14 protein-coding genes are annotated in these 12,951 nt (G+C 75.4%); 8 read left to right on the top strand and 6 right to left on the bottom strand.

Annotation, left to right across the window (positions count from 1 at the left end):
• Positions 1-181: 181 nt before the first annotated feature.
• Positions 182-1,093 (bottom strand): A/G-specific adenine glycosylase, encoded by a 912-nt coding sequence (locus tag LPU61_RS11045; protein WP_229404930.1) that lies wholly within the window; start codon positions 1,091-1,093, stop codon positions 182-184.
• 96 nt (positions 1,094-1,189) lie between these two features.
• Here LPU61_RS11045 and LPU61_RS11040 point away from each other — a divergent pair, with 96 nt between their 5' ends.
• The 3 genes from LPU61_RS11040 (at position 1,190) to LPU61_RS11030 (ending at position 3,170) form a co-directional block, all read left to right on the top strand.
• Entirely contained in the window at positions 1,190-1,702 is a 513-nt protein-coding gene (locus LPU61_RS11040; RefSeq protein ID WP_043965045.1) for a glycine cleavage system protein R, read from the top strand.
• Positions 1,699-2,259, top strand: a complete 561-nt coding sequence (locus LPU61_RS11035) for a peptide deformylase (protein ID WP_043965047.1) — start codon at positions 1,699-1,701, stop codon at positions 2,257-2,259. Before LPU61_RS11040 ends, LPU61_RS11035 begins: the two co-directional genes overlap by 4 nt.
• 158 nt (positions 2,260-2,417) lie before the next feature.
• Positions 2,418-3,170: a hypothetical protein gene (locus tag LPU61_RS11030; RefSeq protein ID WP_229404837.1), complete on the top strand. Its 753-nt coding sequence runs from the start codon at positions 2,418-2,420 to the stop codon at positions 3,168-3,170.
• Positions 3,171-3,249: 79 nt separating this feature from the next.
• On the opposite strand, the gene disA is transcribed toward LPU61_RS11030, so the two are convergent.
• The 4 genes from disA to LPU61_RS11010 form a co-directional block, all read right to left on the bottom strand.
• Positions 3,250-4,434, bottom strand: a complete 1,185-nt coding sequence (gene disA / locus LPU61_RS11025) for a DNA integrity scanning diadenylate cyclase DisA (RefSeq protein WP_074472796.1) — start codon at positions 4,432-4,434, stop codon at positions 3,250-3,252.
• A gap of 142 nt (positions 4,435-4,576) precedes the next feature.
• Positions 4,577-6,019: a DNA repair protein RadA gene (radA, locus tag LPU61_RS11020; RefSeq protein WP_043965049.1), complete on the bottom strand. Its 1,443-nt coding sequence runs from the start codon at positions 6,017-6,019 to the stop codon at positions 4,577-4,579.
• Between the two features lie 90 nt (positions 6,020-6,109).
• On the bottom strand, positions 6,110-6,877 hold the full coding sequence (locus LPU61_RS11015; protein ID WP_229404836.1) for a hypothetical protein: 768 nt from the start codon (positions 6,875-6,877) through the stop codon (positions 6,110-6,112).
• A 134-nt stretch (positions 6,878-7,011) separates the two neighbouring features.
• Positions 7,012-7,854, bottom strand: coding sequence for a UbiA family prenyltransferase (locus LPU61_RS11010; protein ID WP_043965051.1), 843 nt, complete (start codon positions 7,852-7,854; stop codon positions 7,012-7,014).
• A 46-nt stretch (positions 7,855-7,900) separates the two neighbouring features.
• Here LPU61_RS11010 and LPU61_RS11005 point away from each other — a divergent pair, with 46 nt between their 5' ends.
• From LPU61_RS11005 to LPU61_RS10995, 3 genes are all read left to right on the top strand, one after another.
• On the top strand, positions 7,901-8,686 hold the full coding sequence (locus LPU61_RS11005; RefSeq protein ID WP_229404835.1) for a methyltransferase domain-containing protein: 786 nt from the start codon (positions 7,901-7,903) through the stop codon (positions 8,684-8,686).
• A 94-nt stretch (positions 8,687-8,780) separates the two neighbouring features.
• Positions 8,781-9,830 carry a type III polyketide synthase gene (locus tag LPU61_RS11000; protein WP_043966405.1) on the top strand — a complete coding sequence of 350 codons (1,050 nt, stop codon included), beginning with the start codon at positions 8,781-8,783 and terminating at the stop codon, positions 9,828-9,830.
• Between the two features lie 389 nt (positions 9,831-10,219).
• Entirely contained in the window at positions 10,220-10,627 is a 408-nt protein-coding gene (locus LPU61_RS10995) for a hypothetical protein (RefSeq protein ID WP_043965054.1), read from the top strand.
• A 21-nt stretch (positions 10,628-10,648) separates the two neighbouring features.
• Here the strand turns inward: LPU61_RS10995 and LPU61_RS10990 are convergent, their stop codons facing one another.
• The gene (locus LPU61_RS10990; protein ID WP_043965056.1) at positions 10,649-11,380 is read right to left on the bottom strand and encodes a hypothetical protein; all 732 of its coding nucleotides are present in this window, start codon (positions 11,378-11,380) and stop codon (positions 10,649-10,651) included.
• Positions 11,381-11,708: 328 nt separating this feature from the next.
• Here LPU61_RS10990 and LPU61_RS10985 point away from each other — a divergent pair, with 328 nt between their 5' ends.
• Both LPU61_RS10985 and ispD read left to right on the top strand, forming a co-directional pair.
• Entirely contained in the window at positions 11,709-12,194 is a 486-nt protein-coding gene (locus LPU61_RS10985) for a CarD family transcriptional regulator (protein WP_007073334.1), read from the top strand.
• 52 nt (positions 12,195-12,246) lie between these two features.
• Positions 12,247-12,942: a 2-C-methyl-D-erythritol 4-phosphate cytidylyltransferase gene (gene ispD / locus LPU61_RS10980; protein ID WP_043965062.1), complete on the top strand. Its 696-nt coding sequence runs from the start codon at positions 12,247-12,249 to the stop codon at positions 12,940-12,942.
• Positions 12,943-12,951 lie beyond the last annotated feature (9 nt).

Raw genomic sequence — 12,951 nt, 5'->3', positions numbered from 1 at the left:
CGGCGAGAGCCGCCGGGCCGTCGCCCGTTCCCCCGGGAGCGTGGATGCCGGGGATATGGGGGCATCAGGGGGCCCGGAAGCCGCCATGTCGGCGACATGGCGCCCCCGTCCCGGCGAGGCGGACCCCAACGGCCCGGGGCGGGTGCGCAGCCGGGCTGGGCGGGACCCGGGCCTGGTCGGGTCAGGCGTCCAGGGCCGGGGCCGGGATCGCCGGGCCGTCACCCGCGAGGCGGAACGACTCCCCACCGGCCGGTTCCACCAGGCCGTCGGTGACCAGCCCCGCCAGCGCCCGGGAGCGCTGCACGTCGTCGGTCCAGACCTGGTCCAGCCGTTGGCGCGGCACGGGCCCGCTGGACTCCCGCAGCACCGCCAGCAGCAGCCCGCGGACCTGGCGGTCCGTGCCCGCGTACCGCTGGGGACGCCGCGTCGGGCCGGCCGGCGCCGCCTGGCCGGAGGCCCGCCAGGCGCAGATCGACTCCACCGGGCAGACCGCGCACCGGGGCGACCGGGCGGTGCAGACGACGGCCCCCAGCTCCATGAACGCGGCGCTGGCCAGGGCGGCCTCGGCCGGCTCCGCCGGCAGCAGTTCCTCGGTGGCCACCAGGTCGGCGGGGCGGGTGGCCGGGCCGGCGTCCGGCTCCCCGGCGACCGCCCGGCTGACCACCCGCCGCACGTTGGTGTCCACCACCGGGTGCCGCTGCCCGTACGCGAAGGCGGCCACCGCCCGCGCCGTGTACGTGCCGACCCCCGGCAGGGCGAGCAGCTGCTCCAGCCGGTCCGGCACCTCGCCGCCGTGCCGCTCGACGATCGCCACCGCGCAGTCGTGCAGCCGCATCGCCCGGCGCGGGTAGCCCAGCCTTCCCCACATCCGGATCGCCTCGGCGGGCGGGTCGGCGGCGAGCGCGGCGGGCGTGGGCCAGCGGGCCAGCCACGCCTCGTACGCCGGCAGCACCCGCACCACGGGCGTCTGCTGGAGCATGACCTCGCTGACCAGGATCGCCCACGCGCCCACGCCGGGCACCCGCCACGGCAGGTCGCGGGCGTTGCGCTCGTACCACCGGCTGACGAGGGTGGCGAAGGTGTGCTCGGACATCGCGCCGTCGATCATGTCACGGGCCGCCTTCCCGCAGGTTGGGCGGGCCGGGCGGGGCGACGCGGAGGCCGCCCCCCGATCGGGCAGAATGCCCGGATGAGCGAGCTCGCGATCACCGTCATCGGCCGGGACCGGCCCGGCATCGTGGCCGACGTCGCCGAGGTGCTCGCCCGGCTGGGCGCGAACCTCACCGACTCCACCATGACCCGGCTGCGGGGCCATTTCGCGATGACCCTGATCTGTGTGGGCCCGGCCGCCGCCGACGTCGAGGCCGCGCTGGCCCCGCTCGCCGCCGACGGCCAGCTCCTGGCCACCGTACGGGCGGTCGCCCCCGACGGCGCGACCGCGCCGACCGGTGAGCCGTACGTGCTGGCGGTGCACGGCGCGGACCGGATGGGCATCGTCGCGGCGATGACGCGGGTCCTGACCGACGCGGGCGGCAACGTCACCGACCTGAGCACCCGGCTGACCGGCTCCCTCTACGTGGTGGTGGCGGAGGTCGACCTGCCGCCGGGCACCTTCGACGAGGTGGCCGGCCGGCTGGCGCGTACCGCCGCGGAGTTGGGCGTGGGGGTCAGCCTCCGCCCGGCGGACACGGACCTGCTGTGACGACGGAGTACGCGGGCCTCGCCGGCTGGACACCGGCGGCGCTGCCGGTGCCGGGGGAGGTGCGCCCGGTGGTGTCCGCCCCCGACCCGGTGCTCAGCCGGCCGGGGCCGGAGGTGGATCCGACCTCGGACGAGGTGGTCCGCCTGGCCGCCGACCTGATCGCCACGATGCGGGTCTCACCGGGTTGCGTGGGCCTCGCCGCCCCGCAGGTCGGCGTGGGCGCGCAGGTGTTCGCGGTGGACGTCACCGGTCACCCGAAGGCGCTCACCGTGCACGGCACGTTCGTCCTGTGCAACGCCCGGGTGGTGGAGGCGACCCGGTGGAAGAGCGGCCGGGAGGGCTGCATGTCGGTGCCCGACCTCACCGGCGACGTCAAGCGGGCCAGCCGCCTGGTCGTCGAGGGGCTGCTGCCGGGCACCGGGGCGCCGGTGCGGCTGGTCACCGACGGCTTCGAGGCGCGCGCCTTGCAGCACGAGATCGACCACTGTCTCGGCCTGCTCTTCCTGGACCGGGTGGCCGGGGCGCACGCGATCTACCAGCGCAAGGTCTACCAGTGACCGGTCCCGGCACCGCCGGGCCGGGTGCCGCTGCGGGCGGGACCGCCGTCCCCGGCGGGGTGTCGCTGTCGTGAGTGGAGGGTCGTCACGGTGAGCCGAGGGTGCTCCGGCGCGTCGCGCCCGACGACGGTGCGTCGCGCCGCTACGGTGGGGGCATCATGCGTCTGACGGTCGGCCCCCTGCCACCCGCCGTGTACTGGCGGCGTCGCGCCGTCGTACTTGGAGCGGGCCTTCTCTTCCTGATTGTCCTGCTCTATTCCTGTAATGGCGCGGGCAACACCGGCACCACGCCGCAGTCGAAGTCGACCCCGACTCCGACGGCGACCCCGGGTGCGGGCGACCCGTCGGCGGTGCCCGACCCGAGCGGCTCGGTGCTGACGCCGCAGACCGGCCTGCCGCCCGGCGGGTCGGACGACCCGGGCAGCGACCCGGGCTCGTCGGGGGGCGACGAGGGCGGGTCGAACGGCGGCCCCTCCGGCGGCGACGGCGCTCCGGCCGGGCCCGGTGCGGACGCCGGGACGTGCACCGACGCGGAGATCTCGGTGACGCCGGTGGTGCTGCCGACGTCGGCGCAGCAGGGCACCGTGGTCAGCCTCCAGCTCAAGATCAAGAACAAGTCGGACCGCACCTGCAGCCGCGACGTGGGCGCGGACTTCCAGGAGCTGTTCGTCAAGTCGGGCGCGGAGAAGGTCTGGTCCTCCGACACCTGCGGCAACGTCAAGGGCTCGGACGTGCAGTCGTTCACGCCCGGCTTCGAGCGGTCGTACCAGGTGGACTGGAACGGGCGGGACACCAGCCGCTGCAAGGACGGGCTCGCCAACGGCCCGTTCCCGCCGGCCGGGGCGTACCAGGTCTTCGGGCGGCTCGACACCAAGCTCAGCTCGCCGGTGAAGCTCACCATCACCGGCTGACGGCCCGCCCCGCCGCCGAGGCGGTTCCGACGCCCGGCACCCGGCGGCTCGGTTCCGCTGCCGCCGGGCGTCGGGCGCGTCAGACGTAGCGTTCGAGGATGGAGGCCTCGGCGAGCCGGGACAGCCCCTCCCGGACGCCGCGGGCGCGGGCGTCGCCGACGCCCTCGACGGCCTGCAGGTCCTCCACGGTGGCCCCGAGCAGCCGCTGGAGGCTGCCGAAGTGCAGCACCAGCCGGTCGACGATGGCCACCGGCAGCCGGGGGACCTTCGCCAGCAGCCGGAAGCCGCGCGGGCTGACCGCCGCGTCCAGCGCGTCGGAGGCAGCCGGGTAGCCGATGGCCTTCGCCACCGCGACCAGGTCGATCAGCTCGGTGGCGCCCAGCAGGTCCAGCTCCACCAGCGCCTCGTCGAGCGTGCGGGACTTGCGGCCGGCGGGCAGGTAGTCGCGGATGACCAGGGTGCGGTCGGCGTCCACGCCGGCCATCAGCTCGTCGAGCTGCAGCGCCAGGAGGCGACCGTCGGTGCCGAGCTCCACCACGTAGCCGGCGATCTCGTCGGCGATCCGGCGGACCATCTCCAGCCGCTGCACGACCGCCACCGCGTCCCGGACCGTCACCAGGTCCTCGATCTCCAGGGCGGAGAGGGTGCCGGAAACCTCGTCGAGACGCAGCTTGTAGCGCTCCAGGGTGGCCAGGGCCTGGTTGGCCCGGGACAGGATGGCCGCCGAGTCGTCCAGCACGTGCCGCTGGCCGTTGACGTAGAGGCTGATGATCCGCATCGACTGGCTGACGGAGATGACCGGGTAGCCGGTCTGCCGGGCCACCCGCTCGGCGGTGCGGTGCCGGGTGCCGGACTCCTCGGTCGGGATCGACGGGTCCGGCATCAGGTGCACCGCCGCCCGGACGATGCGGGTGCCGTCGCTGGACAGCACCACCGCGCCGTCCATCTTGCACAGCTCCCGCACCCGGGTCGCCGAGAACTCCACGTCGAGGGGGAAGCCGCCGGTGCACAGCCCCTCGACGACCTTGTCGTAGCCTAGGACGATCAGCGCGCCCGTGCGGCCACGCAGGATCCGCTCCAGGCCGTCACGCAGCGCGGTGCCGGGGGCCATGAGGGCGAGATTGGCCCGCAGCGGATCACCGCTCGCGCCGCCGACACTCCCGGTCACGCTGACGCTGATCGGACGGGCGGGCGAGCCCACGGCACCGGTGCGGGCGTGGGGTGTCGCGCCGGCGGTTTTGCTGGCATCGCGGTCGATCGGCACGCGCACAGTCTACGGACTGGCGTGCGGTGGGTGCTGTCGTGGTTACTGTGATGTGTCACGATGCCCCCTGTCGACCGTGTCGGGAGGCCCGCCGCGCTTGTCCGGAATCGCACCGGCGGTCCGACCCGACGGCCACCGTCGGTCACTCCGCCGATGCGCGGGCGGCACACTGGAGCGCCGAGCGCACGTCGGTGACCTCCATCACGCGCATGTTCTCGGGGCCCGCCCCGGCGCTCTCCGGGCCGCATCCCGGCGGCACGAGGGCCACCCGGAAGCCGAGCCGGGCCGCCTCGGCGAGCCGGCGGGGCACCGCGCCGACCCGGCGCACCTCGCCGGTGAGGCCCACCTCGCCGATCGCCACCAGGTGCGGGTTGATGGCGAGGTTGAGACCGCCGGAGGCGACCGCGAGGGCCACCGCCAGGTCGGCGGCCGGCTCCACCACCCGGATGCCCCCGACGGTGGCCGCGAAGACCTCCCGGTCGTGCAGGGTCAGCCGCTCGGCGCGGCGCTGGAGCACCGCCAGCACCATCGCCAGCCGGGCCCCGTCCAGCCCCGACACGGTGCGCCGGGGCGAGCCCGCCACGGTCGCCCCGATCAGCGCCTGGACCTCGGTGACCAGGGCCCGCCGCCCCTCCATCGCCACCGTGACGCAGGTGCCCGGCACCGGCTCCGAGTAGCGGGTGAGGAACAGCCCGGACGGGTCGGCGAGGCTGCTGATGCCGCCCTCGTGCATCTCGAAGCAGCCGACCTCGTCGGCGGCGCCGAACCGGTTCTTCACGCCGCGCACCATCCGCAGCGACGAGTGCTTGTCGCCCTCGAAGTGCAGCACCACGTCGACCAGGTGCTCCAGCACCCGGGGCCCGGCCACCTGGCCGTCCTTGGTGACGTGGCCGACCAGGACGGTGGCGACCCCCCGCTCCTTGGCCACGGCGACCAGGGCGGCGGTGACCGCCCGCACCTGGGTCACCCCGCCGGGCACCCCCTCGGTGCCGGCGGTGGAGATGGTCTGCACCGAGTCGAGCACCAGCAGCCCCGGCTTCACCGCGTCGAGGTGGCCGAGGACCGCGCCGAGGTCGCTCTCGGCGGCCAGCCAGAGCTGGTCGTGCAGGGCGTTCATCCGCTCGGCGCGCAACCGCACCTGGCTGACCGACTCCTCGCCGCTGACCACCAGCGACGGGCTGCCGGCGGTGGCCGCCCACTGCTGGGCGACGTCGAGCAGCAACGTGGACTTGCCGACCCCCGGCTCGCCGGCGAGCAGCACCACCGCGCCGGGCACCAGGCCGCCGCCGAGCACCCGGTCGAGCTCGCTCACGCCGGTGGGGCGGGCCTTGGCCGGTGCGGCGCTGATGGTGGCGATCGGCCGGGCCGGCTCGGCCGGCATCCGGGAGCTGACCACCCGCCCGGAGACGGTCGGGCCGGTCACCGTGCACTCGACCACCGAGCCCCACTCGCCGCACTCGGGGCAGCGCCCCACCCACTTGGGCGGCTGGTGACCGCAGGCGTCGCACTCGTAGGCGGGGCGGGGCTCACGGGCGGCCCGGCCGCGCGGGGTCGCCCTGGAGGGTGTCGATCGGGGCGTCGTCACACCGGAACGTTAGTCCCCCCGTACGACGAAGCACCGCCGGCGTGGCGGGTGCCACGCCGGCGGTGCGGTCGAGCTGTTACCGGTCGGCGGTCAGCCGCCGTGGCCGGAGCCCTCGGTGCCGCCCTCCGCGCCGTGCGCGCCCTCGCGCTGCACGATCTGGGACGGCTGCGGGAGCGGGGTCAACGGGACGCCGACCGGGGCCGGGGTGCTGACGGTGTTGCCGTTGCCGAAGTCGAAGGTCAGGTTGACCTGCTGGCCGGCGAGCAGCGCCTGGTTGAGGCCGACGAGCTGGAGCGACCGGCCACCCTGCACGTTGAGCTGGACGTAGCCGAGGGCGGGGATCTCGAACCGGGCCGGCTCCCCGGCCGGGGCCGACGGGCTCGGCGAGGCGGACGGGCCCTCCGACGCGCCCTCGGACGGCGAGGCCGACCCGGACGGCGAAGCGGACCCGGACGGCGACGCGGACCCCGAGGGCGAGGCGCTCTCCGACGGCGACTCGCTGGCCGACGCGGACGGGCTGGCCGAGGTGGCCGCGCCGCCGCTGATCACGATCTCCCGTGCGCTGTCCGTGGTGACGGTCACCGTCACCGGGCTCTGCGTGTCGTTGTAGAGCACCGCGTTGACGGCGGCGTTCGCGCCGGCCTGGTAGCCACCGGCGCCCGGGTACTCCACGTAGAGCCCGCGCACCTTGTAGGCGTTGTCCGAGGTCTGGATGTTGACGCCCTGGACCGACGGCTCCTTGTTGGCGGTCTCGGCCACCTGGCCGGCGCCGCAGCCGGTCGCCAGCAGGCCGGTCGCCGCCGCCACGCCGGACAGCAGCAGGGCCGCCCGCCGGGAACCCCTGATCGAGCGCGTCACGTCGGTCCTCCTCGTCACGATCCCCACCCGGCCGTCGCCGGGCACGGTGGCCATACCCGCGCAGACCGGCTTCAGGGTAGTTGGGGTTGATCGGGAGCCGCACGCCGACCCGGCACCACCACCTTCCCGGGCACTCAGAGCACCCGGCCGCCGGTGACCAGCAGCACCACGTCGATCAGGGCCACCAGCAGCACGGCCCGGAACGCGGCCACCCCCCGGTCGCCGGAGCGGCGGGCGTTGCGGCCGGCGTACCAGGTCAGGGGCGGGACCAGCGCGGCGGTCGCGACCGCCGACAGCCCGAACCACGACGGCGGCCCGGGCGGCCCGGCGACCAGGGTGACGGTCGCGGCGAGCAGCAGCGCGGCGGCGGCCACCCGGCTGCCGGCCGCGCCGAGCCGGTGCGGCAGCCCCCGCACCCCGGTCCGGGCGTCGTCGGCCAGGTCGGGCAGCACGTTGGCGAAGTGCGCGCCGGCACCCAGCAGAGCGGCGGCGGCCACCAGCCAGGCCGGCGGGCCGGGGGCGCCGGGCAGCGCGAGCACCACGAAGGCGGGCAGCGCGCCGAACGACACCGCGTAGGGCAGCACGGAGAACGGCGTCGACTTCAGCGGCCAGTTGTAGGCCAGGGCGGAGACCAGGGCCACGGTCGCCCAGACCGCCGCCGTGCGGTTGGTCGTCGCCGCCGCGAGCAGCACCGTGGCCAGGGCCGCGGCCCGCGTCGCCAGCCCCACCGCGCGCCGGCTCACCGCGCCGGCGGCGACCGGCTTGTCGGTACGCCCCACCGCCGCGTCCCGGTCGGCGTCCAGGTGGTCGTTGGACCAGCCGACGGCGAGCTGGCTGGCGAGCACCGTGAGCGCCACCGCGGCGACCCCGGACGCACGGTGCCCCACCCCCACGGCGAGCAGCCCCGCCACCACGGTCACCGCCGCAGCCGGCTCCGGGTGACTTGCCCTGAGCAGCCCTAACACCGTCGTCGCCATATGGGAAGTCTGGTCGTTACCGTCCGGTCGTGCCACGCTCGGTGCCATGCGTGACGGATCGTCCCCGGTGTCCGACCGGCCGCGCGTGCTGCCGCCGAACGATCCCCGGCAGTACGACGACCTGGCCGACGAGTGGTGGCGTCCCGACGGGGCGTTCGCGATGCTGCACTGGCTCGCCCGCGCCCGGGCGGCCCTGGTGCCGCCGGCCACCCGGCCCGACGCCCTCCTGGTCGACCTGGGCTGCGGCGCCGGCCTGCTCGCCCCGCACGTGGCGGGCAAGGGCTACCGGCACGTCGGCGTCGACCTCACCCGATCCGCCCTGGCCCAGGCCGCCGCGCACGGGGTGACCCCGGTCAACGGCGACGCCACCGCCGTGCCGCTGGCCGACGGCTGCGCCGACGTGGTGGCCGCCGGTGAGCTGCTGGAACACGTGCCGGACTGGCGGGCCGCCGTGGCGGAGGCGTGCCGGCTGCTGCGGCCGGGCGGCCTGCTGGTGCTGGACACGCTCAACGACACCGCGCTGAGCCGGCTGGTCGCGGTGGAGATCGGCGAGCGGCTGCCGACGGTGCCCCGGGGCATCCACGATCCACGGTTGTTCGTGGACGACCGGGAGTTGATCGCCGAGTGCGCCCGGCACGGCGTCGAGCTGCGGGTCCGGGGCGTCCGGCCGGAGGTGGGCGGCACCCTGCGCTGGCTGGTCCGCCGGCTGCGGGCCGCCCGCCGGCCGCCGCTGGGCGGCGGCCTGTCGCCGTCGGGCGGGCGGGAGCCCCGGATCAGGCCGGCCTGGTCGACGGCGGTGCTCTACCAGGGGCGCGGCGTCCGGCGCGGATAGCCGGGCGCGCGCCGGGGTACAGGTGAGGCCGGACCGCGACAGCTCCGCCTCTCGTTGGTGACGACGTGGGGTACGCGAACGAGAGGTGGGGAACGTGGCCGTACCGGTGATCGCGGGTCTGGGCACGGCGCAGCCGCCGGGGGCCACGCAGGACGAGCTCTGGTCGGGCTTCTTCGCCGGCCACTTCCCCGACGCCACCCGGGCGCTCGCGCAGCGGATCTTCGCCAACTCCGGCGTGACGCGGCGGCAGGCGGCGGTCAACCCGCTGCTGGAGGACGTCTCGGACTGGCCGACGGAGCGCCGGATGCGCCGCTACCAGGTCGAGGCGCTGCCGCTGGGCAAGGAGGCGGTCGGCCGGGCGCTCACCGCCGCCGGCCTGGACGCCGGGGACGTCGGCATGTTCATCGTCTGCTCGTGCACCGGGTACGCCACGCCCGGCCTGGACATCCTGCTCGCCCGGGACCTGGGCATGGCCCCGCACACCCAGCGGATGGTCGTCGGCCACATGGGCTGCTACGCGGCCCTGCCGGGGCTCGGCGCGGCCGGGGACTTCGTCACCGCCCGGCAACGGCCGGCGCTGCTGCTCTGCGCGGAGCTGACCAGCCTGCACATCCAGCCCGCGACGGCCCGGCTGGACACCCAGCAGATCGTCTCCCACGCCCTCTTCTCGGACGCCGCCGTCGCCGCCGTGGTCGTCCCCGGCGGCCGGGGGTACGCGCTGCGCGAGGTCACCGCCATCACCGACACGTCCACGGCGGACCACATGACCTGGGACGTCACCGACACCGGCTTCCGGATGGGGCTGTCCCCGAAGGTCCCGCAGGTGCTCTCCCGCCACGTCCGGGGCCTGGTCGACGGCCTGCTGGCCCGGCACGGCGCGACGCTGTCGGAGGTGGGCGGCTGGGCGGTGCACCCGGGCGGCCCGCGCATCCTGGACGTGGTGGAGCGCGAGCTGGCGCTGCCGCCGCAGGCGCTGGACGCGGCCCGCGCCACCCTGGACGCCCACGGCAACTGCTCCTCGGCGACGGTCATGCTGATCCTGGACCGGCTCCTGCGGGCGCAACGCCCGGCCGAGCGGATCCTGATGCTCGCCTTCGGCCCCGGCCTGACCCTCTACGCCGCCCTCCTGGACCACACCCCCTGATCCACCCCGCCCCTCCCCACCCCGGCCTCGCTTCGGTGATCAAGAGAAAAGTGTCAAAGTTGATCTCGACGATGACGCAAAGCTCTTGATCACCGAGCCGAGCGGGGGTGGGGCGGGGGGTTAGGCTCGGCGGTGTGGGTGGGGCGGGGGATGTCTGGGTGGATCGGCTGCGGGGCGGGGTGCTGGCCGGGCTGGCCGTGCTCCTCGTGGTCGCCGGCGGCGCGTGGTGGCGGGGTGCGGCTCCCCGGATCGACCCGACGGGCGGGCCGGACCGTTCGTCCGCCGTGGATCCTGTAGACGCTGTGGACTCCGTGCCAACGGGTCGGGAAACGGGTCGGGTCGTCCCCGGTGACAGTCCCCATGTCGTCGTCGATTCGGCGAACGGTCGGGTGATCTTCAGGTCCCCGCGCCGGGCCGTCGTCCTCGACGGACCCACCGGGCAGGTGCTGGCCGACGATGCCAGCGGGTCCGTCCCCTACGACCGGGGCGGCGACCTCGGTGGGTTCGGCACCCTGTGGCAGGCCCGGCTGACCCTGCGCCCCGGCATGCCGCCGCAGCAGCGTGCCGTTCCCGCCGCCGGGTCCCGGCCCCACCTGCTGCAGGCCCGGTGCACCGGCCCGGGAGAGCTGCTGCTGGTGGCCTTCCCCTTTGGTCAACGCGAGAGCCACCGGGTGGCGTGCGACGGCTCGTCCGCCACCGTGCTGCTGGACGGCGGGAAGAAGCTCCGCTTCGTCCTTGCCGTGTCCGGCGACGCCCCGGTCGTGGTCGATGCCCGGCTGGCGGCCCTGGCCTTCTGAGCCACCGCCCGTTCCTCCTGATCAGGTGCCGAGGCGGGCCAGGTCGGCGCGGTAGTCCTCGGCGGAGCGCAGCTCCGGCACCACCCGGACCAGCACGCCGGCGCGGTCGACCAGCAGCGCGGTGGCCGCCCCGGGCTGCGCCGGCAGCCGCAGGAAGGTGCGCAGGCCGCCGGCCGGGTCGGCGAGCGGGCGTACGGTCGCGGTGGCCGACGCCGGGGTGGCGTGGACCGTGCGGCCACCCTCCACGGTGACCACGGTCACGCCGGGCGGGGCGAGCGCCGCGGCCTCGGCGACCCGCTCGGGGCAGGGGCAGGCGTCCACCAGGATGATCACGGCGGGCGTGAGGCCGCGCAGCGAGACGGCCGAGTTCCCGGCGTCGACCAGGTCCAGCGCCGGCAGCGCCCGGCCGCTCAGGTCGGTCGCCGTCGGGTACGGCACGACGGTGGGGCGGTCGCCGCCCCGGGGCGACCGGGGCCAGGTGACGGCGAACAGGCCGGCGAGGGTGATCAGCAGCGTGACCAGCAGGACGAGCAGCGGCAGCCGCAGCGGTGGCCGGCCGCCGGGGCGGGGGAGCAGGCCGAGGCGGCGACGCCAGCGGGTCTGGTTGGCCTGGCGGCGCAGCTCGCGGCGGACCCGTGCCGCCTCCTCCGCGAGCGCGGACGGGTCGTCCGGCACGACGATGCGGCCCCACTCCGGTGGCAGACCGGGGAGGCCGTCGGCGGAGCCCTGGCCCTCTGCGTCGGGCATGCCCATCGGACCCCCTGCAACCGTCTCGGCGCGCGGACAGTGTTGTGCCTCCAGGGTCCCGCACCGCCGGGTCCTCCCGCTACACCTGGGCGCGGCTGGCGCGACCGGGATACCATGGGAACAGCGCATAGCCCGAGAAATCCACGCTCCGATCACCCGCGTCGGGGTGTCATCTGCCAATCACGGAGCGTGTTCAGACCATCGGTTTGGCCTCCTGTCAAGCTGAAGAAATACCTCTCACAGGGCCCCTGAGCTGCGCCAACGGTCAGGACAGCGGTGGGACATCGGTGCCTGAGCGTGTTACCCTAGACACAGCGAAAGGGGTTTCGAACCTATGGTTTTCAGTGTCGGCGAGACCGTTGTTTACCCCCACCACGGGGCCGCACTCATCGAGGCAATCGAGACTCGGGTCATCAAGGGCGAGCCCAAGCAGTACCTCGTCCTGAGGGTCGCGCAGGGTGACCTGACGGTCCGGGTGCCCGCTGAGAACGCCGAGATCGTGGGTGTGCGCGAGGTGGTCGGCGAAGAGGGCCTGGGCAAGGTCTTCGACGTCCTCCGGGCTCCGCACACCGAGGAGCCGACCAACTGGTCGCGGCGTTACAAGGCGAATCTGGAGAAGCTGGCCTCCGGCAACCCGCTGAAGGTGGCCGAGGTCGTGCGCGACCTGTGGCGCCGGGAGCGGGAGCGGGGCCTGTCGGCGGGCGAGAAGCGCATGCTCGCCAAGGCGCGGGACATTCTCGTCGGCGAGGTCGCGCTGGCCGAGAAGAGCACCAAGGACGAGGCGGAGACGCTGCTCGACAAGGTGCTGACCGAGGCCTGATCCGCACCTGATCATCGACCACCCCGCAGCAGCAGAATCCGAGGACCGCGACGTGACCGCGCAGCTCAATCCGCGCGGTGACGTCGCGGTCCTCGTGCCTGCGGCCGGTGCCGGCGTACGCCTGGGCCCGGGCGCGCCCAAGGCCCTGCGCCCCCTTGCCGGTGAGCCGCTGCTCGTGCACGCCGTGCGCCGGATCGCCGCCGCCGCGTCCGTGCACACGATCGTGGTGGCCGCCCCGGCGGCCGAGGTCGACGCGGTCCGCGACCTGCTGACCCCGGTCGCCCCGGTGACGGTCGTCCCCGGCGGGGCGGAACGCCAGGCGTCCGTGGCCGCCGCGCTGGCCGCCGTCCCCGCCGGCCCGGAGATCATCCTGGTGCACGACGCGGCCCGCGCGCTCACCCCGCCCGAGCTGGTCGAGTCCGTCGCCGCGGCGGTCCGCTCCGGGCACGACGCGGTGATCCCCGTCCTCCCGGTCGTCGACACGATCAAGGAGGTCGGCCCGGGCGAGGTGGTCCTCGGCACGGTCGACCGGTCCGCCCTGCGTGCCGTGCAGACCCCGCAGGGCTTCCGCCGCGCGGTGCTGACCGCCGCCCACGAGGCGGCCGGCGACCCGCTCACCGACGACGCGGGCCTCGTCGAGAAGCAGGGCGTGCCGGTGGTCTGCGTCCCCGGCTCCGAGCACGCCCTCAAGGTCACCCGCCCGTTCGACCTCGCGCTGGCCGAGCACCTGCTGGCCGGCGGCGCGTGACGCGTACCC

This window comes from Micromonospora sp. NBRC 110038 (assembly GCF_020884815.1).
Lineage (GTDB): Bacteria > Actinomycetota > Actinomycetes > Mycobacteriales > Micromonosporaceae > Micromonospora > Micromonospora haikouensis.
The sequence above is the reverse complement of the archived record's forward strand: the minus strand, read 5'-3'. Positions and strand labels throughout refer to the sequence as shown.